Raw genomic sequence first — 21652 nt, forward strand, 5'->3', positions numbered from 1 at the left:
GGCTGTCGCCCGGTCACGGCCTGCGTGCGGAGGCCGGTCGCCTACAGGCCGACCTTCACGCCGTCCAGCATCTCGATGTGCTCGAGGGTCTCCTCCTCGCCGTCCTTCGGCTTGGTGCTGGAGTCACCCTCGCTCGGCGCCTTGATGGTGACCTTGGTGCCCCAGCCGGTGTAGCGGGTGTCGATGCTGACCGTCTCGCTCTTCTTCGGCGCGCCGTCGAGGACGCCCAGCGGGTACGTGGTCACCAGCCGCGTCGGCAGGCCCTTGGCGTTGACGCTCATCCGCCACGTGATCTGGGTCTTGAGCGCCTTGGCCGGGAACTTGTCCATCATGAGCGTGTGGCGGAACCACGGCGAGATCTTGCGGACCTCGTTGACGGTGATCTTGCCGGAGTAGCCGTTGCCGGTGACCTTGGCGTTCTTGAGCATGGCCTTGAGCGTGGCCGGCTCGGCGACGTTCAGCGGCTGCCCGTAGACGCCGGTGACGCCGCCGGTCGTGCCCGGCGAGAGCTTGAACCACTTCTTGTCCTCGGGCAGGACGTGGGCCCAGATCCCGCCGGACAGGTAGGAGGTGTTGCCCAGCCAGATGGTGCGCTCCGGGTTGACCATCGCCTTGGCCAGCTCCGGCGCCTCGTCGTCCAGGTCACTGGCCCTGAGGTTGAACTTGCCGGTGATGTCCGACGCGGCCACGCCGTTCTTGCGGAAGGCGATCGTGCCGGTGCGGCGGACGAAGATGTCACGGAAGAGCGGGGTGCTCATGGTGGTGCGCTCGGTGAACTTCACGCCCTTGCCCGGCGCGAGCTGCTTCTTCACGGCGACGAGCGGGTTCTAGGGAGCGGCCTGGGCCTGAGCGGGGACGGCCGTCACGAAGGTCGCGGCGGACGCCAGCGCGAGACCGGCGATCAAACGCTTCATGGTGAATCTCGATTCATAGGGGGGAATGGGACGTGGAGCGGCCATGGCATGAGCGATGCGCCGAATCTCCTCGTCCAGGCACGCCGGGACGAGGAGATGGCCGGACTCCGCCCCGCCGAGGTGAACAGGCGAGGATCGTGCGCCCCGTGCCGGCCGGGAAGGCGACGCGCCGTTCCCGGCCCAGGGGTTGTTGCGTCCTCTCACGTACGGGAGAGGAAGGGGAACGTCAGCGGCCTTGACCCAGCGAGCTGATCGCGTTGTCCGAGATCTCGGCCGGGACGTCGCTGTCGTGGTCCCCGGAGAGCAGGTCGGAGCTGTCGACCCACTGCGACGCCGCCGGGGCGGTGATCTTCACCCTGGCGCCCCAGCCGGTGTAGCGGCTCTCGGTGACGGAGCGGCTGGCGCCCAGCACGCCGAAGTCGAGCGTCCAGTCGCTCACCACGCGGGTCACGAGGCCCTTGCTGTTGGTGTCGATCAGATAGCCGACCTTGATCTTGCCCAGGTTGCCCGTCAGCTTCTCGCCCTGGAGCGCGGCCAGCTTCTTGAGGGTGATCGTGCCCTTGTAGTCGCCCTTGACGACCTTCGCGTCCGCGATCACGCCCTTGAGCACCTTCGGGTGGAAGATGTCGACGAGCTGGCCGGTCTGGTAGGCCGCCACGTCCTCGTAGCGGATCCACTTCTTGCCGTCGGGCAGTTCGTCGCTGAACGGGCCGCCCTGCATGTAGGTGTGGCCGCCCACGCTGATCGTGCGTGTGGCGCCGAGCGAGGCGGTCAGCGGAAGATCCTGGCCCTTGACCGCCTTGTAGCGGAAGCTCAGGTCGGAGCCTGTCACGCCGGATTCGCCGAAAACCAGCTTTCCGGTCGTCCGGGTGACGAGTGCGGCTTTTCCGTCGACGTAACTACGGGCGGTTTCGGAAACGCGCACTCCGTGGCCGGGAGAGAACTGCTTCTTGAGTGCTTTGACCGGATTGACCGTCGCGGCCTGCGCTGGCGCCACCGTAGCCAGCGTCGCCGCAGCGGCACATGCCAATCCGGCAATCATTCTTCTCATCGCGATCCTAGGTCAAAGGAGAGGAGGGGGCATATCTTGCCGATCAAAGATCACAGCGATATCTCAATGAGTGGATATATGAGGATTTATCCGTGCATATTTTGTGCAGGGGGCGCGGTCGGAGTGAGATGACCGTCACATCCGGGCACATGCGCGACCCAGTGACCTGGAAGGGTCCGCGCTGGGGCTAGGCTTCACTGGCGGAAACGCCCGGCACGTACGTACGGGGTGGCCCGGGCCGTCGAACATTCAGTCGGAGAAGCAAGGACGGACCCTCGTGGACCTGTTCGAACATCAGGCGAAGGAACTCTTCGCCGACTACGGCATCCCGGTGCCACGCGGCATCGTCGCCCACACCGTGGAGGAGGCGCGCGCCGCCGCCGAGGAGCTCACCGGTCGCGTCGTCGTCAAGGCGCAGGTGAAGACCGGCGGGCGCGGCAAGGCCGGCGGCGTCAAGGTCGCCGACGACGCGGCCGACGCCACCGAGAAGGCCCAGGCCATCCTGGGCATGGACATCAAGGGCCACACGGTGCACAAGGTGCTCGTGGAGGAGGCCAGCGCGATCGCGGAGGAGTACTACTTCTCCTTCCTGCTCGACCGCGCCAACCGCACCTTCCTGGCCATCTGCTCCGCCGCGGGCGGCATGGACATCGAAGAGGTCGCCCACTCGACCCCCGAGAAGGTCGCCAAGGTCCCGGTCTCGCCCCTGACCGGCGTCGACCGCGCCAAGGCCCGCGAGATCGCGGCCGCCGGCGGGCTGCCGGAGAAGTCCCTCGACGGCGCCGCCGAGCTCATCGAGAAGCTGTGGTGCGCGTTCGTCGACGAGGACGCCAGCCTGGTCGAGGTCAACCCGATGATCCTGTCCGCCGACGGCCAGGTGAAGGCCCTCGACGGCAAGGTCACGCTCGACGACAACGCCTCCTTCCGCCAGCCCGACCACGCCGCCTTCGTCGACAAGGCCGCAGAGGACCCGCTGGAGGCCGCGGCCAAGGCCAAGGACCTCAACTACGTCAAGCTCGACGGCTCGGTCGGCATCATCGGCAACGGCGCGGGCCTGGTCATGTCCACGCTCGACGTGGTCGCCTACGCCGGCGAGGCGTTCCCCGGCAAGCCCGCCCCGGCCAACTTCCTCGACATCGGCGGCGGCGCGTCCGCCGAGGTCATGGCGGCCGGCCTGGAGATCATCATGTCCGACCCGTCGGTCAAGTCGATCTTCGTGAACGTGTTCGGCGGCATCACCGCCTGCGACGCCGTGGCCAACGGCATCGTCTCGGCGTTCAAGCTGCTGGAGAGCCGCGGCGAGTCGGTCAACCACCCCCTGGTGGTCCGCCTCGACGGCAACAACGCCCAGCTCGGGCGACAGATCCTGGCCGACGCCGCGCTCCCGCGCGTCGAGCTGGTCGACACGATGGACGACGCGGCCAAGCGGGCCGCCGAGCTCGCTGCGGTAGGTGCGTGACACATGGCTATCTGGCTGACCGAGAACAGCAAGATCATCGTTCAGGGCATGACCGGTTCGGAGGGCACCAAGCACACCCGCCGCATGCTCGCCGCCGGCGCCCGCGTCGTGGGCGGCGTCAACGCCCGCAAGGCCGGCACCACCCACGAGGGCCTGCCCGTGTTCGGCACGGTCAAGGAGGCGATGGAGAAGACCCGGGCCGACGTGTCCGTCGTCTTCGTGCCCCCGGCGTTCACCAAGGACGCGGTCAAGGAGGCCATCGACGCCGAGATCCCGCTCTGCGTGGTGATCACCGAGGGCGTGCCGGTCCACGACACCACCGAGTTCTGGGCGTACGCGGTCGAGAAGGGCAACAAGACCCGCATCATCGGCCCCAACTGCCCCGGCATCGCCTCGCCCGGCGCCTCCAACGCCGGCATCATCCCCGCCGACATCACCACCGCGGGCCGCATCGGCCTGGTGTCCAAGTCCGGCACGCTGACCTACCAGCTCATGTACGAGCTGCGCGACTTCGGCTTCTCCACCGCCGTGGGCATCGGCGGCGACCCGGTCATCGGCACCACGCACATCGACTGCCTCCAGGCGTTCCAGGACGACCCCGGCACCGACGCGATCGTGATGATCGGCGAGATCGGCGGCGACGCCGAGGAGCGCGCGGCCGCCTACATCGACAAGCACGTCACCAAGCCGGTCGTCGCCTACGTCGCGGGCTTCACCGCGCCCGAGGGCAAGACGATGGGCCACGCCGGCGCGATCGTGTCCGGCTCGGCCGGCACCGCGCAGGCCAAGAAGGAGGCGCTGGAGAAGGTCGGCGTCCGCGTCGGCAAGACGCCTTCGGAGACCGCCCGCCTGATGCGGGAGATCATGCAGTCCCGCTGACGGCTCCCGCGCGAAGGCCCCGCGACCCCCGCGGGGCCTTCGGCACGTCCGCGACCGCTGACCGCTGACCGCTGACCGCTGACCGTGGTGCCGTCCAACGCCGTCCGGTGCCGCCGGTGCCGGAAACGGCGCATAAACCGGGCGGACGCGGCGCGTCAACCAAGCGCCGGTCGGGAAAGATTGAGAAAATCGCTTGTTGTGACGGCGATACTCGACCAGCTGCGCACCGCCCCCCGGTCGGTGCTCGGCAAGCTCCCCGGGATCTCGAGTGACGACGACGAGTCGCGCCGGCCCCTGCCCGTGTCCGGCATGCTCGCCGCCGCGATCACGCTCGGCGCCGGGCTCGCCGTGCTCACCACGCTCACCATCGTCGGCTGGATGGCCGCCCCGCGCGGCACGCTCGGCCAGGGGCTGCCCGGCGTGTTCCGCACGGCCGCGCAGATCTGGCTGGCCGCACACCACGCCGGCTTCGACATCCCCGGCGGCCGGGTCGGGCTGCTGCCCCTGGGGCTGATGGTGCTGCCCGCCCTCCTGCTCTACAAGGCCGGGCGGTGGATGGCCCGCGACGCCGACCTGCGGCTCCGGCTGCCCGCCCGGCTGCCGAAGAACAGCCCCAAGGACCAGGCCAACGCGCGGCGGCGGGCCCAGCTCGTGCTGGTCGTGCAGGCCGGCGTCTCGCTGGCGGCTCCGTACGCGATGCTGGCCGGCGGCATCGCGCTGGTCACCACCAACGACATCACCAAGCCGTCCATCGGCGAGGCGCTGGTCAGCCACTTCATCCTCGCGTTCCTGGCCGGCGCGCTCGCCACCGCGCGCACGATCGGGCCGTGGCGGGTGATGCCCCGGCTGCTGCCCGAGCGGGTGCGGGCGGTGACCGTCGGCACGGCCGTGGCCACCGCGATCATGCTCGTGGCCGGGCTGGGGCTGGTGCTGGTCGCCGTCGTGCTCAACTTCGACCAGGTGCGGGCGCTGTCCGACGTGCTCGCGCCGGGGTTCGTGGGCGGCGTGCTGCTCCTGCTGGTGCAGCTCCTCTACCTGTTCAACGCCGTCATCTGGGGTCTCGCCTACATCGCCGGGCCGGGGTTCTCGGTCGGCGCCGACACGCTGGTCGCGCCGACGGGCGTGCAGCTCGGCACGGTGCCGAGCCTGCCGATGCTGGGCGCGCTGCCCGACAGCGGCCCGGCGCCCGCCTGGCTGATGGCGGTGATCGCGCTGCCGTTCGCGGCGGGCGCGGTGGCGGGCGTCGTGGTGGCCAGGATCTCGCCCTCGCCCGCGTACGAGGCCGCGCCGCTCTGGGGGTTCCTCACCGGCGTCACGACCGGACTGGCGGCGGCGGCGCTGGCCGCGCTGTCCGGCGGGCCGATCGGCGGCGGACGCCTGACCGTGGTCGGGCCGCCGGTGTGGGAGGTGGCCCTGTCGGTCGCGCTGGAGGTGGGGGTGGCCGCCGGCATCTCGGCCGGCGTGACCAACCTGCTGCTCCTCAACCGCAGGGCCCGCGCGCCGCTCGACAAGGCGGCCGCGCCGGTGCGCAAGGCCGGGGCGGCGATCGCCAGGGCGGCCGGCAAGGTCGGACTGGCCGAGTCGGACACCCGGCCGCTGCCCGGTCACTGGATGGACGCCACCGAGGCCGACACCCAGCCGATCCCGGTCATCAGGGACGACTGGCAGGACGAGCACGCGACGGCCGCCGCCGAGACCCTGGCCCAGGCGCGTCCGCGTGCCCCGCTGGACCAGTCGCGGTCCAGCCGCAAGGACATCGTGGACGAGTCCGACGACAAGGGCGGCCACGTGATCTACGTGGACCCGTACGCCTGGGACCGCGACTAGGGCGCCGACGTCAGGGCGGGCTCAGGGCCGGGCCGCGCCGAGCAGTTCCAGCACGTCGGGGGGCAGTTTCTTCTCGGCCGCCTCCCTGAACTGCACGAAGCACTCACCCTGCGCGCGGACGGTGCCGGCGCCCTTCATGCACTCCTGGTAGGCCGAGTTCTCGTCCATCAGGTAGACCTGCATGGAGGTCGCCCCGGCCGAGAGCAGCAGCGCTGCCATCGCGACGGCGATGCCGCCCGACGCCACGCCGGTGGGTTTGCCCGCGCTCTTCAGCAGGGGGAGCGCGCGGATGCCGGCCACGAGCGCGAACACCGCCATGACCAATCCGGCCAGCGGCAGCATGAACGTCATGGCCAGCGCTGCTATGGACAACCAGATCGCTCGGCGGCCCGCGGACTCCGCGGGCTGCTGACCGGCCGGTGCTTGCACCGGTGTCGACACCTGACCTCCTCTGCGTCGCCGCGCGAGGGAACGGATACGCTTGCAGCCCCACCCCGCGATGTCCATTGGAGTGTGCGTGTCTAAGGCTGGGCGGCTCGTCGTCCTCGTCTCCGGCTCTGGAACAAACCTACAGGCCCTGCTGGACGCTTCCGCCGATCCTTCGTACGGGGCCCGCGTGGTGGCCGTCGGCGCGGACCGCGAGGGGATCGAAGGTTTGGCCAGGGCGTCACGCGCAGGCGTACCCATTTTCGTGCGTAATCTGTGTGATTATCCCTCTCGCGAAGATTGGGATGTGGCCATCGCCGCCGCCATCGCGGCCCACGAGCCCGACCTGGTGATCTCGGCGGGCTTCATGAAGATCCTCGGCGCCCCGACGCTGGAGTCGTTCCCGGTGGTCAACACCCATCCCGCGCTGCTGCCGTCGTTTCCCGGCGCTCACGGCGTGCGGGACGCGCTCGCCTACGGGGTGACGGTGACGGGCTGCACCGTGATGCTGGCCGACGCCGGCGTCGACACCGGGCCGATCATCGCCCAGGAGCCCGTGCGCGTGCTGCCCGGCGACGACGAGGCCGGGCTGCACGAACGCATCAAGACCGTCGAGCGCCGCCTGCTCGTCGACACCGTCGGCCGGATGGTCCGCGAGGGCTGGACGGTCAGCGGACGGACCGTCCGCATCGGCAACCACATCGGAGGGGAAAACTCGTGACCCGCATCGCCATCCGGCGCGCCCTGATCGCCGTGTACGACAAGTCAGGGCTGGAAGAGCTGGCCAGGGGCCTGGACGGTGCGGGGGTGGAGATCGTGTCGACGGGCGGCACGGCCGCCGCCATCGCCTCGTACGGCATCCCGGTGACCAAGGTCGAGCAGCTCACCGGGTTCCCCGAGTGTCTCGACGGGCGGGTCAAGACGCTCCACCCCAGGGTCCACGCCGGGCTGCTGGCCGACCTCGGCAATCCGAGCCACGTGGCCCAGCTGGAGGAGCTGGAGATCGACCCGTTCCAGCTCGTCGTGGTCAACCTCTACCCGTTCGAGCAGACGGTGGCCTCGGGGGCGTCGCCGGAGGAGTGCGTCGAGCAGATCGACATCGGCGGCCCCGCCATGATCCGCGGCGCGGCCAAGAACCACAACACCTGCGCGGTCGTGGTCGACCCCGGCTTCTACGGCGAGGTGCTGGCGGCGCTGCGGCAGGGCGGGTTCAGCCAGGCCGAGCGCAAGCGGCTGGCGGGCATCGCCTACGCCCACACCGCCGCCTACGACGTGGCCGTGGCCTCCTGGTTCGGCAGCGCGTACGCGGCCGAGGGCGACTGGCCCGCCTTCATGGGCGCGACCTGGCGGCGCAAGGCCGAGCTGCGCTACGGCGAGAACCCGCACCAGGGCGCGGCTCTCTACACCGGCGGCGGCGACGGGCCGGCCAACGCCGAGCAGCTGCACGGCAAGGAGATGTCCTACAACAACTACCTCGACGCCGACGCCGCCTGGCGGGCCGCGTGGGACTTCGCCGAGCCGTGCGTGGCCATCATCAAGCACCAGAACCCGTGCGGCATCGCCGTCGGCGCCGACGTGGCCGAGGCCCATCGCAAGGCCCACGCCTGCGACCCCGTCTCCGCCTTCGGCGGGGTGATCGCCGTCAACGGGCCGGTCACGGCGGCCCTGGCGGGCCAGATCGCCGAGGTGTTCACCGAGGTCGTGATCGCGCCCGCGTTCGAGCCCGAGGCGCTGGAGATCCTCACCCAGAAGAAGAACCTGCGCCTGCTCGCCTGCCCGCGGGGCCCGGCGGGCGCGGCCGAGTTCCGCCGGATCGACGGCGGGCTGCTCGTCCAGCAGGTCGACCGGATCGACGCGCCCGGCGACGACCCGTCTGCCTGGGAGCTCAAGGCGGGCGCGCCGGCCTCCCCGGAGACGCTGGCCGACCTGGCGTTCGCCTGGCGGGCCGTCCGCTCGGTCAAGTCCAACGCGATCCTGCTGGCCGCCGACCGCGCCACCGTGGGCGTGGGCATGGGGCAGGTCAACCGGGTCGACTCCTGCCGTCTCGCGGTCACCCGCGCGGGCGAGCGGGCGGCGGGCTCGGTGGCCGCGTCCGACGCGTTCTTCCCGTTCCCCGACGGGCCGCAGGTGCTCATCGAGGGCGGCGTCAGGGCGATCGTCCAGCCGGGCGGCTCCGTACGCGACCAGGAGGTCATCGACGCGGTGGAGAAGGCGGGCATCACGCTCTACATGACCGGCACGCGGCACTTCTTCCACTGATCGGCGGCTCGGCGGCCCGGCCTCGGGCCGCCGATTTGCCGGAAAAGTGCATCAGCACGATCCTTGTCCGGTTAATCTGATGCGCGTCGCGTGTCCCATTCCCCCACGGAGTGCTCCATGACGCTGCTCGACGCATCCCTGCACGCCCTCCTGGCCGTGAATGGATTCGCCACCAGCCCCTTCCTGCTCATCGCCCTGGCCTTCATCGGCGCCTACCTCGGCGGCAGGGCCATGGAGCTGATCCCGTTCACGCGGAGGATCATCGAGCGCCGCGAGGCTCAGCTCGCCGACCGCGAGTAGTCCCAAGCCAGCCGCGCCGCCCCGGCGAGACCCGCCCGCACCCCCAGCGTGGTCGGCCGAACCTCGACGGCCCTGACGAACCCCAGCCCGCCGATGTCGTCCAGCGCCGCCTCCAGCGGCCCGAACAGCACCGGCCCCGCCTGGGAGACGCCCCCGCCGATGACCGCCGTGGTCACCTCGACGGCGGCCGCCGTGGAGACGATCATCCCGGCCAGCGCCCTCGCACCCCGCTCGAACGCCGCCACCGCCACCGAGTCACCCGCCGCGGCATCCCGCGCCAACGTCCGTGCGTCTCCGGACGGCGCGTCCGGGATCACCTCATCGGAAGAGGGCGCGCCCCGGTCCGGAGAGGGCTCGTTCGGTCGTCTGCGGTTCGATGAGGCGAGGCCGGGGGTCCAGCCGTTCTCCAGGGCCCAGCGCGCCAGGTTCGGCCCGCTGGCGTACCGCTCGACGCAGCCGCGGCCGCCGCACTCGCAGCGCTCCCCGTACGGGTCCACGCTCATGTGGCCGACGTGCCCGGCGTTCCCGGTGGGGCCGAGCACCGGCGTGCCGTCGAGCACGAGTCCGCCGCCGATCCCCGTGGACACCACGACGCCGAGCAGCGCCCGACTGCGCTGACCGGCGCCGAGCCAGTGCTCGCCCAGCGCCATGCACTGCGCGTCCCCGGCGAGGACGGTGGGCAGCCCGGTCCGCTCGCGCACCTCGTCCCGGAGCGGGAAGCCGCGCCAGCTCGGCATGTTCACCGGGCTCACGGCGCCGGCGGCCAGGTCCAGCGGCCCCGCGCACCCGATCCCGGCCGCCACCGGTTCCGGCCCGTCTCGGGTCACCTCCTCGATCAGGCCCTCCAGCGCGGCCATGACCTGCTGCCGAGGTGTCGGCCGGGTGGCGGAGCGCAGGACGGACCCGCTCGCGTCCACGAGCGCGGCGGCGAGCTTGGTCCCGCCGATATCGATGGCAAGTACGTGATTCATCAATGTTTGTGGTGGTTGTCGGGCTGGCAAGGATCGCCAGGATGTTCCAGGCCGGGTACGAGCCGCACCGCCGCGGCCCGCCGCTCGTCGACCCACCGCGCGAACGCGAGCCGCCGCGCCGCGTCCAGCGCGGGCCGATCGTCCCCGAGCGTGGGCGTCTCGCCGTGCGCGGGTCGGCCGTCCGCGAGTGCGGGCGTCTCGCCGTGCGCGGGTTCGTCGTCCGCGGGCTCGGCGACCGCCACGTGCCAGCCCAGGGCGTCCTGTACGGGGCCGACGAGCGTTCCCGGCGGCCCCCGGCGCAGGGCCTCGGCCAGGACGCGGGGGAGGGAGTCCAGTGTCACCGCGCCCAGCGGTTCGAGGTCGTCAGGCCCCGCCCGCCCGGCGGTCTCCCCGTCGTCGAACAGGGCGTACCGCACCAGGTGACGGGCTTCCTCAGAGGCTCGTACGGGAGAGGAACGCCAGGCCGAGGGCGCCACGGCGGTCGCGGCCACGTGCCGGTACACCGCGCGCACCCACGGGCTGCCCTGGTAGGCGGCGGCGTTGATGGACCCGAGCTCCACGGCGGCGAGCCGGTCGAGCGGTGCGTCGTCCATCGGGGCCAGCCCGAGCCGGGCGGCCTCGACCTCGCAGAGCGCCTCGGTCAGGATCACCTGGGTCAGCCAGCGGGCCAGCTGCCGGTCCTCGGCGCTGCCGGGCGCAGGCAGCGCCGAGCGCAGCGGCCCTTCCCGCAGCATGGCGATCCGGCGGTCGAGCTCGGGCCGCGCCACGGGCCTGCCGAAGACGAACCCGATGGCGGCGCGCGTCACCGGGTCACCTCCAGGCCGACGGTGGCGGCGTACTGGCAGCGGCCGAACCACATGACCTTGGGCAGCGCCCAGAAGCGGCCCTCCGGCGCGTCCGGCGGCACTTCCACGGGGAACGTCACGTCACGCGTCTGCCCGGCGGGCACCGAGAAGCCCCGGATCACCGTGGGGAGCAGCTCCCACGTGCCCCAGGGTGCGGCCAGCTGGGCCTCGCCCCGGATGTCGCCGTCGGTGCCGTTCGCGAGCCGTACGGTGAGCCCGGCGCGGTCCCCGGGGCGCAGCGTGAGCGCGTCCGTGAGGGTGGTCACCGACAGGCCGGTGGGGCGGGCCTCGGCGGCGGTCGTGCCACGGACGGCGTCGGCGTCGGCGGGGGCAGGGCCGGGCACGGGCAGTTCGGGGGCGTCGCCGAGCGCCACCGTGGCGACGTCCTCGATCACCTGCCCGCCGACCTCCGTCCGGACGGCGACGAAGTACAGGCCCTGGCCGGGAGCGGGGGTGATGGTGACGGGGAAGCGCACGTGGCCGCCCGGCTCGACGCGGAACGGCCGCCGTGACGGCAGCGCCGCCCACCCGTCGGGCGGCCGCACCTCCACGACGCCTTCGTGCGCCGCGTCCGTGAGGTGCGACGCCACGACGACCTCCACCTCGAACGGCCCGTCAGGAGTGACGAGCCCCGGCGTCACGGCGACGGACACCGGCAGGTAGCCGAGCGGGGCCGGCCCCTTGTTGTGCAGCCAGTAGCGCGCGTAGACCGGCTGCGCGGCCTCGCGCACGGCCCCCAGCTCGGGGCCGGTCTCCAACGGCCCGGCGGGGATCAGGAAGGTGCCCACCTCGGCCCCGCCGAGCCGCACCCCGTCCGTGAAGGGTGGGGCGAGGGGGCGTTCGAGGAGGTCGGCCGAGGTCAGGGCGGCGGAGAGCAGGGGGGAGTGGACGGCGGCCGTGACGCCGAGGCCGGTGGCCTCGACCAGGCGGAGGGTGACGGATGCGTCGGCGTGCCGGGCGCGGCCGTGGGCGAGCGGGTTGCCGGTGGCCTTGAGGGTGCCCAGCAGCACGTCCCGGTCCGGCTCGACGCGCAGCAGCGAGTGCGCCGGTGGCAGCGACCCGCCCGCCGGGTCCACCACGCGGGCGAGCGGCGGGGTGTTGAACTCCTGCCCGGCGGCCGGCAGCCGGTGCGCCCGCCAGTCGCCCGGCCCGCCGGTGAGCGCGTACGAGAACTCGTGCGTCCAGTGCTGGAGCTGGAACGCCGACCCGTCGGGCCCGGTGCGGCGCGGCGGGTCGAGCCAGACACCTGAGGGCCAGCCTGTGCATGACCGCATCAACGACAGGTGCAGCGCCCCCGACGGGTCCACCGCGAAGCCCGGCAGTCCGTACGTGAGCAGCGCCACCGTCCGGTCGTCGAGCCGCTCGACCCCGGCCGGGCATACGGCCGTGACGACGGCGTCGGCCAGATCAGCGACCAGCCCGTCGACCGCCGCGTCGACCGGCTCATCGACCGGCCCGGCGGCCGGATCGGTCACGACGAGGGCGGGGAGTGACCGCAGGTCGCGGAGGTCGGCGCTGGGCCGCCACACCTCGGTGAGCGGGCGCTCGGCGGGCACCCACACGCGCGGCGCCCCCGCCTCGACCGCCTCCAGGAAGGCCGGGTCGCAGCGGGACAGCAGCTCGGCGGCGACCGGGTTGACGCCGGGCCCGCCGAGGACGATGCGGACGTCGGGCAGGTTCGAGTCCACGTCCAGCCACCCGTACCGGGTGCCGGAGGCGGTGGACGTGGTGGCGGTGACCCCCACGCGGGCCAGAGCGGCGACGAGCGCGCGGGCCCGGGGCGCGTCCGCCGGTCCCGGCACCACGATCTCGGCCACGCCGATCGCCCGCGCCCCCGCCTCGCCCAGGTCGACCCGGGCGGTGGACGACAGGCCGAACCAGGTGGCGGCCGGGTTGTCGAGCGTCCACGGGTGCGCGGCGGAGTCCGCGTCCGGCAGCGCGAACCCGCGCCCCACCACCGCCCCCGCCACGTCCGACACGGGCAGCGCGCCCTCGACGCGCGCCGGGAACCGGACCCTGAGCAGGCGGTCGGCGCCGCTGTAGGAGAGCACGCGGGTGCTGAAGTCCACCCGGTCCGAGCCGTTCATGAGCGTGATGGTCTGCTCGTACGCGATCTCGCCGCAGCGCCCGGTGACGATGACGCGCTGCCCGACGGGGGAGGTCTCGGCGCGCGCGGAGGTCGCCGGGGCGTCGCCGGACCCGAGGGCGGGGCCGGTGGGCATGAGGTGCCACGGTCCTTCGCCCATGTCCGGATGCTGGGGGTACTCCTCGTACAGGCGCAGCTCGTTGCCCAGGCCGGTGAGCAGCTCGCGGCCGTCGGCCAGGTCGACGACGGAGGTCAGCGCCCCGCCCCTGGCCGGGTCGGCGACGACCCGCCAGCGTTCGTTCTCGGCGGTCGTGCCGGGAAGGGGCCGCCACGGCTCGGCCGCGCCCTCGACGATCCGGTAGGCGCGCCAGCCCGTCGCGGGCACGTCGCGGGCCAGGAACGCCAGCGTGCCGTCCTCGGCCACCGCGGGGATCTCCGCGCCCGCCGGGTCCGCCACCCGCAGGCCGGGACCGAGCCGCACGTGGACGAGGCCGTCGCGGGCGAACGGCAGCGTGTTCGTCACCACCACGCTGCGCCCGTCCACCGCCACCTGGCTCATCAGCGCGTCCAGCGCCCGGTCGCGGGCGTCCGCCGCCAGGTCGTACGCCTCGCGCCAGCCGGTCAGCAGGTCGATGTAGACCTGGTCGGACTCGGAGCCGGTGATCGCGTCGTGGTGCGCGCCGTAGGCGAGCTGCCGCCACACCTTGTCCAGCGCGGTGTGCGGGTAGCGGCCGAGTCCGAGCAGCGCGGCGAGCGTGGCGAGCCGCTCGGCGTCGAGCGCCGCGACCTCGGCGGCCCGCTGGGCCTGCTTGGTGTCGATGTACGAGACGTCCTTGCCGGTATAGATCGGATTCATGTCCCGTGATTGCGGGCTGAAGGCCGAAATTTCCGTACGAACCGCGTCGAGGAAGTCCCGCGGTGTCCCGCACACGAACCGCGGCCACACGTAGCGCGCGTTCCACTCCCGGTGGATCTCGGTCACCCACTTGTTCGGCGGGGTGTAGTCGGTGCCGACGGGCAGCAGGATGTTCCGGGTGGCGGCGACGGGCTTGAGCGACCTGTACAGCTCGTACACGGCCGCCATGGCGTCATCGGCCGTCGGCGCGGAGTCCATCCACCAGCCGGCCGAGTAGTGCGCGGGCATGTAGTGCGTCAGCACCCCCAGCCCGGACGGCGCGATCCACTCGAACTCGCTGGGGAACTGCATCAGGGCGGCGTCGTCCCTGGCCACCCTGAAGTTCTTGCTGATCGGCCCCCACTGGTGGAACGGCCCGCGGGCCCAGGCGCTGCCGGTCAGCCCGGCCGCCGCCAGGTAGCCGGGGAACTGCGGGTCGTGCCCGAACGCGTCGAGCTGCCAGGCGGTGCGCGGGTCGCCGCCGAGGATGTCGCGCTGGTAGCCGATGCCGTAGACGAGGTTCCTGATGGTGGTCTCGGCCCCGGTCAGGTTCGTGTTGGGCTCGTTGTACGTGCCGCCGACCAGTTCGGCCCGGCCCTCGGCGAGCAGGGCGCGCAGGTCGGCGCGGCGTTCGGGGTGGGTGTCCAGGAACGGCTTCAGATAGTCCACCTCGGCCAGCACGAACCGGTAGTCCGGGTCCCGCAGCGCCAGCTCGATGTGCGCCTCGACCAGCGCGAACGCGTTGCGCTCCCAGAGCGGCCTGGTGGTCGCGTCGGCCGACAGCAGCTCCCACGGGCTGGTGTACGCGGCCTGCGTGTTCCACCAGACCGGGTCGTAGTGGAAGTGGGAGACCATGAAGACGGTCCACCCGGGCGACTCGGCCGTAACGGTCACGTCCAGCGTCTCGCCCTCCAGGGTGACCACGCACGGCACGACCGCGCCCGGCGGCGCCTCGGCGTCGAGCGGCACCTCCAGGGTGACCGGGCCGTCCCCCGGGGGCACGGTCGCGTGGCCGCGCAGGCCGTCGCCGCGCACCTCCAGCGCCGCCTCGCGCGGGCCGCGCGTGACGGTGACCTTCAGCACCTGGCGGGGACGGTCCGCCGGCCCCACGAACAGGTCGGTCGGCTCGGCGGCCAGCAGGCGAGCAGACAAATCAACCCCTAACACCCGGGACCGACGGCCCACACTATGCCTTCGCGCAGGCGATGACAACGATGTCATGGCCGGGAAAAGGCCAGGGAAAGGCGCGGGGGAGCGGCATGGAAGGATTGGACGCATGAGCGCAGTGAGACTCGACGGCAAGGCCACCGCGGCGAAGATCAAAGCAGACCTGACGACCCGCGTGGCCGCACTCAAGGAGCGCGGCGTCACCCCCGGGCTCGGCACGGTCCTCGTCGGCGAGGACCCCGGCAGCCAGATCTACGTCGCCGGCAAGCACCGCGACTGCGCCGAGGTGGGCATCGCCTCCATCCGCGTGGACCTTCCGGCGACCGCGACCCAGGCCGACGTCGAGGCCGCCGTCGACGAGCTCAACGCCTCGCCCGCCTGCACCGGCTACATCGTCCAGCTCCCGCTGCCGAAGCACCTCGACACCATGGCCCTGCTGGAGCGGATGGACCCCGCCAAGGACGCCGACGGCCTCCACCCGGTCAACCTCGGCCGCCTGGTCCACATGGTCGACGGCCCGCTGCCCTGCACGCCGCACGGCATCGTGCTGCTCCTCCAGGAGTACGGGGTCCCGATCAAGGGCGCCGAGGTGGCCGTGGTCGGGCGGGGCATCACCGTGGGCCGCTCGCTCGGCCTCCTGCTGACCCGGCGCAGCGAGAACGCCACCGTGACCCTCTGCCACACCGGCACCCAGGACCTGGCCGGCCACGTGCGCCGGGCGGACATCGTGGTGGCGGCGGCCGGCGTGCCGGGCCTGATCACCAAGGACATGGTCAAGCCGGGCGCCGCCGTGCTCGACGTCGGCGTCTCCCGCGTCGACGGCAAGATCGCCGGTGACGTGGCGCCGGACGTGGCCGAGGTGGCGGGCTTCCTCACCCCCAACCCCGGCGGCGTCGGCCCGATGACCCGCGCCCTCCTGCTGGCCAACGTCGTGGAGGCGGCCGAGCGCCGGCTCGCCTAGGGCGCGCGCCGGCTCTCTCCGGTGCCGGCGTCGTCGCTGGCTATGCTGTTCGCTATACGTACGAGCATTCGCTGTGCGAACGGCACAGGAGGCGCGGAGGGAACCATGGCCGACCACGTGCAGTCGCTGGCCCGCGGCCTGGCCGTGATCCGCGCCTTCAGCGCCACCGCCCCCCGGCTGACGCTGAGCGAGGTGGCCCGCGCGACCGGCCTCACCCGCGCCGCCGCCCGCCGCTTCCTGCTCACCCTGACCGACCTCGGCTACGTGCGCAACGACGGGCGGCTGTTCGCCCTCACCCCGCGTGTCCTGGAGCTCGGGTACGCCTACCTGTCCAGCCTGTCGCTGCCCGAGGTCGCCGCACCCCACCTGGAACGCCTGGCGGCCGAGGTGCACGAGTCCGCCTCGGTCGCGGTGCTGGACGGCGAGGACGTCGTGTACGTGGCCCGCGTCGCCACCGCCCGGATCATGCGCGTGTCGATCAGCATCGGCACCCGCTTCCCCGCCTACTGCACCTCCATGGGCCGCGTCCTGCTCGCCGGCCTGCCCCCGGCGGACCTCGACGCCTACCTGGCCCGCGCCGGCCTGCGCCGCCTGACCCCGCGCACCGTCACCACCCCGGCGGAGCTGCGCGAGGAGCTGGACGGGATCCGGGAGCGCGGCTGGGCCATGGTGGACCAGGAGATGGAGGAGGGCCTGCGGTCGATCGCCGCCCCCGTCCGGGACCGTTCAGGGGCGGTCGTCGCGGCCGTCAACGTCTCCACCCACGCCAGCCGGACCACGGTGCAGCAGGCCCGGCGCACACTCCTCCCGCCCCTGCTGGCCACTGCCGCCAAGATCGAGGCGGACCTGGCGTCGCTGTCTCCAGCCCCCGGTGCGCCGCATGGCTAGGCGTGAGCACGCGGGAGCCGCTCAGACCGGCACCCATCCGATCGGCGCCTCTCGCCTGAGCTTCGCCGCCGCGATCAGCTTGGGGACGTGTGACCCATCGCTCGAAGCCACCTTGGCCGGACCGTTCCCAGCGGCGGCGGAGGCCACGACCAGAGCGTCCACGACGCATTCATGCCCATCCAGACCCGCGTCCTCCAACAGCAGCCCGGCCAGATCCGCGACCGCCTCGGTCGCGGGGACGACGGTCAGATGCGCCCGCTGCCAGATGAGCCGCCTGCCGATAGCCCCCGAGCGGCGCACTTCGGCCAGTGTCACGGCGCTGATCGCGGGGATGAACCCCTCTTGCCGGGCTATGGCGATCCGGGCCACGATCTTGGGATCATCCTCGGCCAGGAGAGAGAACGGCTGCGCGTCCAGCACGAACACGGGCGTCGGAAACGCGGCACCCGATCGCTTCACTCGCCGGACCATGCCCGCCTGGCCTCCTCCATGACCTCGTCGGAGATCGGGCCGACCCTGCGTTCGTGATCGATGACGATCTCCTCAGCCTTGAGGAGTGCCAGGCCATATTCGGCCGCTTGGTCGACGAAGTGAGAGAAGCCGCGAGGACCGGTCCGGCTCTCGATCTCTTCGGCGAGCGAACGACGAAGAGTCACCGACTTCTTCACTGTCGGGTCCGCGGGCTGTGGAGAGGCCATGCGACAAGTATGCCACTAGGAGTCGCATAGAGGACTCTGTCCGGGGCTCGGGTCATCGGTCCAGAGATCCGCTGTCAGAGCGTCCCTTCTGAGTGCCCGTCATGAACGCCGGCTGTAGCGGTCGGTGGCCTGGCGGGTGGCGCGGATGGCGGCGTCCGCCTTGTCGTAGGTCCGCTGCGCCAGCCCCACGAAGATGCAGTCCACGATCAGCAGCTGGCTGATCCGGCTGGCCAGCGCGCCGGGGCGGAACGCCGTCTCCTGGCCCGCCGACACCAGGGTGTGGTGCGCCAGTTCGGCCAGGGACGAACGGGGGTTGTTGGTGATGGCGACCACCAGCGCCCCCGTGTCGGCGGCGGTACGGGCCGGGACGAGCACGTCGGGGGTCTCGCCGCCGCAGCTGATCGCCACCGCCACGTCGCCGGGCCGCAGCAGCGCGGCGCTCGTCAGCGCCAGGTGGGCGTCGCTGAACGGGTGGCTCGACAGGCCGATCCTGAGGAGCTTCTGCGACATGTCGGCGGCCACCAGGCCGGAGGCGGCGACGCCGTAGACGTCGACACGGCGGGCGGCGACGATGGCGGTGACGACCTCGTCGAGCCGTTCGGGGTCGAGCTGGGCGGCGGTGTCGGCGAGGGCCTGCGACTCCGCGCGGGCGACCTTGGCGATGACGTCGGTGAGCGGGTCGTCAGGGGCGAGGTCGCCGGGGACGAGCCGCTCGGGCTCCTTGGCGACGGCGGCGGCCAGCGCGAAGCGCAGCTGCGAGTAGCCGGTGAAGCCGAGGGCTCTGGCGGTACGGACGATCGTCGCCTCGCTGGTGCCCGACACCGTGCTGAACTCGGTGATCGTGCTGCGCACGACGAGGCCGGGGTCGTCGAGGATGATGCGGGCGATGGCCCGGGCGGCCGGGGTGAGCGACGGCAGGACGGCGCGCACCGCGGCGACGGGGCTGGCGGGGCCGGCGGGCTCGGGTGGGCCGTCGTTCACGAGACCAGCCATTCGGCCGCGGCCTGGGCGGAGACGCGGGAGATGCCGTGGGTGGCCAGATGCGCGGCGCCGGTGGGCTCGGCCGGGATGCCGGTGTCGATGACGATCACGTCGGGGCGCTCCCGTACGGCCTGGGCGACGCGCTCGCGGACCCAGGCGTGGCGGGCGGCGTCGTGCACGACGAGGACGGCGGGGCCGGTGCCGAGGGGCGGCAGTGCGCCGCCGGGTTCGAGCGGCACGCGGCGGGTGCCGGGCAGGACGGCGGACAGGGCGGCGGTGACGCCGCTCGGGTTGTCCTGGTCGACGGCCTGGCTGTGGCGGGTGTTGACCTCGACCACGAGCGGCGGGCCGGTGAGCCTGCCGGAGCCGGTCACGGTGAGCGCGGCCCGCGCGGCCTCGAGCCCGGCGGGGTCGTCCGGTTCGGCGAGTGCCCGGTCGCGCAGGCCGGCTTGGCCGGCGTGCCAGGCGGAGACGGCGCGGACGCGGGCGGCGGCCTCGGCGAGGCGCTCCTCCGGCAGCCTGCCGTCGCGCACGGCCTGGACGAGGGCGTCGCGCATGGCGTACAGGCCGTCCTCGGTGACGAGTCCCGCGCAGACGGCGTCGGCGCCGGCGGCCAGGGCGCGGACGGCGATCTCGCCGGGGTCGAACAGGGCGGCCACGGCCCGCATCTCGATGGCGTCGGTGACGAGCATGCCGTCGAAGCCCAGCTCGCCTCTCAGGAGGTCGGTGAGCACGGCGCGGCTGAGCGTCGCGGGCAGGTCCGGGTCGAGGGCGGGCACGAGCAGGTGGCCGCACATGATGGACCGCACCCCGGCCTCGACGGCGGCGCGGAACGGCGGCAGGTCGCGTTCGGTGAGCAGGTCGCGGGAGGCGCGCACGGCCGGGAGCGCCAGGTGGGAGTCGGTGATGGTGTCGCCGTGGCCGGGGAAGTGCTTGGCGCAGGCGGCGACGCCGGCGCCTTGGACGCCGGCCACGTAGGCGGCGGTGTGGCGGGCGACCAGGGCGGGGTCGGGGCCGAAGGAGCGGACGCCGATGACGGGGTTGGCCGGGTTGGCGTTGACGTCGGCGGTCGGCGCGTAGTCGAGCGTGACGCCGGCGCGGGCGAGCATGCGGCCGAGGTGGCGGCCGACGCGTTCGGTCAGCTTGACGTCGTCGACCACGCCGAGGGCCCGGTTGCCGGGCACCGAGCTGCCTGTGTCGACCTCGAAGCGGGTGATGGTGCCGCCCTCCTCGTCGACGGCGACGATCGCGTCCGGGCGCCGTTCGCGGATCTGCCGGGCGGCCCGGTCCAGCGGGTGGTTGCGCGCGAACAGCACGACGCCGCCCAATCCCTGGTCGAGCGCCCCGCGCATCCAGTCGGGGAGCGAGGCCCCGGCGTAACCCGGTTGGAGCACGGTCATGGCCAGCCTGGACAGGTCTGCGGTCATGCGGCATTTTCCTTCACGGTTGTTGATCTGAAGGTAATTTTCTGTCATCGTCGCCCTCGACACAACCGCTCTCGGGAGGCCACCCCCCATGCCCAGCCGAAGGACTCTCCTGAAGGGTCTCGCCCTCGCCGCAGCCGCCACCACCGTCCCTCTGCCCGCCTTCGCGTCCACCGAGTACGTTCCCCCGCTGCGTCAGATGCGCGGCATGTGGATCGCGTCCGTGGTGAACATCAACTGGCCCTCCCGGCAGGGGCTCACCGTCGAGCAGCAGAAGGCCGAGTACCTGGCCTGGCTCGACCTGGCAGAACAGCGCCGGCTCAACTCGGTGTTCGTGCAGATCAGGCCGACCGCCGACGCGTTCTGGCCGTCGCCGTACGAGCCGTGGTCGCACTGGATCACCGGCGTGCAGGGCCAGGACCCCGGCTACGACCCGCTCGGCTTCGCCGTCGAGGAGACCCACAAGCGCGGCCTGGCCTTCCACGCCTGGTTCAACCCGTACCGGGTGTCGATGCAGGCGGACCCGAACCAGCTCCACCCCGACCACCCCGGCCGCAGGAACCCCGACTGGATCGTCGCGTACGGCGGCAAGCTCTACTACAACCCCGGCATCCCGGAGGTGCGGACCTTCTGCCAGGACGCGATGCTGGACGCGCTCAAGAAGTACGACATCGACGGCCTGCACTTCGACGACTACTTCTACCCGGTCAACAGCACGGCCTTCGACGACGCCGAGGAGTTCGCCAGGTACGGCGCGGGCTTCCCCGACCTGGCCGCCTGGCGCCGCCACAACGTCGACCTGATGGTCTCGGAGATGCAGCAGCGGGTCCGCGAGGTCAAGCCGGACGTCGCCTGGGGCATCAGCCCGTCGGGCATCTGGCGCAACAGGGGCACCGACCCGCTCGGCTCGGAGACCAACGGCGGCCAGTCGTACGACAACCTGCACGCCGACACCCGCGGCTGGGTGAAGAAGGGCTGGCTCGACTACATTGCGCCGCAGCTCTACTGGTACATCGGGCAGCCGCCGGCCGACTACTCCAAGCTCGTGCCCTGGTGGTCGGACGTGGCCGACGGCACGGGCACGCTGCTGTGGATCGGTCAGGCGGCCTACAAGGCGGGCGACCCGGCGCAGGCGCCCGAGTGGCAGGACCCGAAGGAGCTGTCCGACCACCTCACGCTCAACCGCGACCATCCGCAGATCAGCGGCGACATCTGGTACAACGCCAACGACCTGCGCCAGGACCGGATCGCCTCGGTGAGCACGGCGGTCGACGACCACTACGTCCGGCCCGCGCTCGCGCCGGTGCTGCCGCGCCTGGCGGACGGGAAGGCGCCGGCGCGTCCCGTGCTCGCCTACGCGCTGCGCAAGCAGGGCGGGGTGGAGGTGCGAGCGGTGGCGACCGGCAGGGACGAGCCGTTCCAGTTCGCGATCTTCCGCTTCCCCCGTCCGGCGGGGGACGCGGCGTTCGAGGACGCCCGCCACCTGGTCGCAGTCGTCCCCGGTGACCGGCAGGTGCGCTGGCAGGACCCCGAGGGCAGGCGCGGCGACCACTACTACGTGGTGGCGGTCGACCGGGTGAACCGGACCAGCAGGCCCAGCAACGGCTTCCGGGTCATCTGA

The 21652-nt window shown here is 72.4% G+C and carries 19 protein-coding genes; 9 read left to right on the forward strand and 10 right to left on the reverse strand.

From position 1 onward, the window contains the following. Positions 1–41 precede the first annotated feature (41 nt). Both OUY22_RS21460 and OUY22_RS21465 read right to left on the reverse strand, forming a co-directional pair. Entirely contained in the window at positions 42–812 is a 771-nt protein-coding gene (locus OUY22_RS21460; protein ID WP_270156863.1) for a hypothetical protein, read from the reverse strand. Between the two features lie 328 nt (positions 813–1140). Beyond that, positions 1141–1746: a hypothetical protein gene (locus OUY22_RS21465; protein WP_270156864.1), complete on the reverse strand. Its 606-nt coding sequence runs from the start codon at positions 1744–1746 to the stop codon at positions 1141–1143. A gap of 496 nt (positions 1747–2242) precedes the next feature. Here OUY22_RS21465 and sucC point away from each other — a divergent pair, with 496 nt between their 5' ends. The 3 genes from sucC (at position 2243) to OUY22_RS21480 (ending at position 6130) form a co-directional block, all read left to right on the forward strand. Then, entirely contained in the window at positions 2243–3424 is a 1182-nt protein-coding gene (gene sucC, locus OUY22_RS21470) for an ADP-forming succinate--CoA ligase subunit beta (protein WP_270156865.1), read from the forward strand. A 3-nt stretch (positions 3425–3427) separates the two neighbouring features. After that, complete coding sequence (gene sucD / locus OUY22_RS21475) at positions 3428–4303, forward strand: succinate--CoA ligase subunit alpha (RefSeq protein WP_270156866.1); 876 nt, start codon at positions 3428–3430, stop codon at positions 4301–4303. Positions 4304–4501: 198 nt separating this feature from the next. Then, a complete protein-coding gene (locus OUY22_RS21480) occupies positions 4502–6130 on the forward strand; it encodes a cell division protein PerM (protein ID WP_270156867.1) in 1629 nt (542 codons plus the stop codon). A gap of 21 nt (positions 6131–6151) precedes the next feature. Here OUY22_RS21480 and OUY22_RS21485 read toward each other — a convergent pair whose 3' ends face one another. Next, complete coding sequence (locus OUY22_RS21485; protein ID WP_270156868.1) at positions 6152–6571, reverse strand: hypothetical protein; 420 nt, start codon at positions 6569–6571, stop codon at positions 6152–6154. Positions 6572–6629: 58 nt separating this feature from the next. On the opposite strand from OUY22_RS21485, the gene purN reads away from it, so the two are divergent. From purN to OUY22_RS21500, 3 genes are all read left to right on the forward strand, one after another. Further along, the gene (gene purN / locus OUY22_RS21490; protein WP_270156869.1) at positions 6630–7277 is read left to right on the forward strand and encodes a phosphoribosylglycinamide formyltransferase; all 648 of its coding nucleotides are present in this window, start codon (positions 6630–6632) and stop codon (positions 7275–7277) included. After that, positions 7274–8815 (forward strand): bifunctional phosphoribosylaminoimidazolecarboxamide formyltransferase/IMP cyclohydrolase, encoded by a 1542-nt coding sequence (gene purH / locus OUY22_RS21495; protein WP_270156870.1) that lies wholly within the window; start codon positions 7274–7276, stop codon positions 8813–8815. The genes purN and purH overlap by 4 nt, the downstream gene beginning before the upstream one ends. A 117-nt stretch (positions 8816–8932) precedes the next feature. Next, positions 8933–9115 (forward strand): hypothetical protein, encoded by a 183-nt coding sequence (locus OUY22_RS21500; protein WP_270156871.1) that lies wholly within the window; start codon positions 8933–8935, stop codon positions 9113–9115. Here the strand turns inward: OUY22_RS21500 and OUY22_RS21505 are convergent. The 3 genes from OUY22_RS21505 to OUY22_RS21515 are packed head-to-tail and all read right to left on the reverse strand — an operon-like array spanning position 9094 to position 15064. Then, positions 9094–10086, reverse strand: coding sequence for an ROK family protein (locus tag OUY22_RS21505; RefSeq protein WP_270156872.1), 993 nt, complete (start codon positions 10084–10086; stop codon positions 9094–9096). The genes OUY22_RS21500 and OUY22_RS21505 overlap by 22 nt on opposite strands. After that, positions 10086–10892, reverse strand: coding sequence for a DUF7158 domain-containing protein (locus OUY22_RS21510; protein WP_270156873.1), 807 nt, complete (start codon positions 10890–10892; stop codon positions 10086–10088). Before OUY22_RS21510 ends, OUY22_RS21505 begins: the two co-directional genes overlap by 1 nt. Further along, positions 10889–15064, reverse strand: a complete 4176-nt coding sequence (locus OUY22_RS21515) for a glycoside hydrolase family 38 N-terminal domain-containing protein (protein ID WP_270156874.1) — start codon at positions 15062–15064, stop codon at positions 10889–10891. The genes OUY22_RS21510 and OUY22_RS21515 overlap by 4 nt, the downstream gene beginning before the upstream one ends. 124 nt (positions 15065–15188) lie before the next feature. On the opposite strand from OUY22_RS21515, the gene OUY22_RS21520 reads away from it, so the two are divergent. Together OUY22_RS21520 and OUY22_RS21525 are read left to right on the forward strand one after the other, a co-directional pair. Then, on the forward strand, positions 15189–16040 hold the full coding sequence (locus tag OUY22_RS21520) for a bifunctional methylenetetrahydrofolate dehydrogenase/methenyltetrahydrofolate cyclohydrolase (RefSeq protein ID WP_270156875.1): 852 nt from the start codon (positions 15189–15191) through the stop codon (positions 16038–16040). A 105-nt stretch (positions 16041–16145) separates the two neighbouring features. Beyond that, on the forward strand, positions 16146–16928 hold the full coding sequence (locus OUY22_RS21525; RefSeq protein ID WP_270156876.1) for an IclR family transcriptional regulator: 783 nt from the start codon (positions 16146–16148) through the stop codon (positions 16926–16928). Positions 16929–16949: 21 nt separating this feature from the next. Here OUY22_RS21525 and OUY22_RS21530 read toward each other — a convergent pair whose 3' ends face one another. The 4 genes from OUY22_RS21530 to OUY22_RS21545 form a co-directional block, all read right to left on the reverse strand. Further along, the gene (locus OUY22_RS21530; protein WP_270156877.1) at positions 16950–17387 is read right to left on the reverse strand and encodes a PIN domain-containing protein; all 438 of its coding nucleotides are present in this window, start codon (positions 17385–17387) and stop codon (positions 16950–16952) included. Continuing rightward, positions 17384–17596 (reverse strand): hypothetical protein, encoded by a 213-nt coding sequence (locus OUY22_RS21535; protein ID WP_270156878.1) that lies wholly within the window; start codon positions 17594–17596, stop codon positions 17384–17386. The genes OUY22_RS21530 and OUY22_RS21535 overlap by 4 nt, the downstream gene beginning before the upstream one ends. Positions 17597–17725: 129 nt before the next feature. Continuing rightward, positions 17726–18607 (reverse strand): MurR/RpiR family transcriptional regulator, encoded by an 882-nt coding sequence (locus tag OUY22_RS21540; RefSeq protein WP_270156879.1) that lies wholly within the window; start codon positions 18605–18607, stop codon positions 17726–17728. Next, a complete protein-coding gene (locus OUY22_RS21545) occupies positions 18604–20034 on the reverse strand; it encodes a glycoside hydrolase family 3 protein (protein ID WP_270156880.1) in 1431 nt (476 codons plus the stop codon). The genes OUY22_RS21540 and OUY22_RS21545 overlap by 4 nt, the downstream gene beginning before the upstream one ends. Before the next feature lie 88 nt (positions 20035–20122). On the opposite strand from OUY22_RS21545, the gene OUY22_RS21550 reads away from it, so the two are divergent. Beyond that, complete coding sequence (locus OUY22_RS21550; protein WP_270156881.1) at positions 20123–21652, forward strand: glycoside hydrolase family 10 protein; 1530 nt, start codon at positions 20123–20125, stop codon at positions 21650–21652.

Origin of the sequence: Nonomuraea corallina (assembly GCF_027620315.1) — a bacterium.
Lineage (GTDB): Bacteria > Actinomycetota > Actinomycetes > Streptosporangiales > Streptosporangiaceae > Nonomuraea > Nonomuraea corallina.

What these genes read in the sequence shown, in the direction of transcription:
- sucD (WP_270156866.1), top strand. Translation starts at nt 3,428, where the DNA reads ATGGCTATCTGGCTGACCGAGAACAGCAAGATCATCGTTCAGGGCATG.
- purN (WP_270156869.1), top strand. Translation starts at nt 6,630, where the DNA reads ATGTCCATTGGAGTGTGCGTGTCTAAGGCTGGGCGGCTCGTCGTCCTC.
- OUY22_RS21500 (WP_270156871.1), top strand. Translation starts at nt 8,933, where the DNA reads ATGACGCTGCTCGACGCATCCCTGCACGCCCTCCTGGCCGTGAATGGA.
- OUY22_RS21505 (WP_270156872.1), bottom strand. Translation starts at nt 10,086, where the DNA reads ATGAATCACGTACTTGCCATCGATATCGGCGGGACCAAGCTCGCCGCC.
- OUY22_RS21520 (WP_270156875.1), top strand. Translation starts at nt 15,189, where the DNA reads ATGAGCGCAGTGAGACTCGACGGCAAGGCCACCGCGGCGAAGATCAAA.
- OUY22_RS21525 (WP_270156876.1), top strand. Translation starts at nt 16,146, where the DNA reads ATGGCCGACCACGTGCAGTCGCTGGCCCGCGGCCTGGCCGTGATCCGC.
- OUY22_RS21545 (WP_270156880.1), bottom strand. Translation starts at nt 20,034, where the DNA reads ATGACCGCAGACCTGTCCAGGCTGGCCATGACCGTGCTCCAACCGGGT.
- OUY22_RS21550 (WP_270156881.1), top strand. Translation starts at nt 20,123, where the DNA reads ATGCCCAGCCGAAGGACTCTCCTGAAGGGTCTCGCCCTCGCCGCAGCC.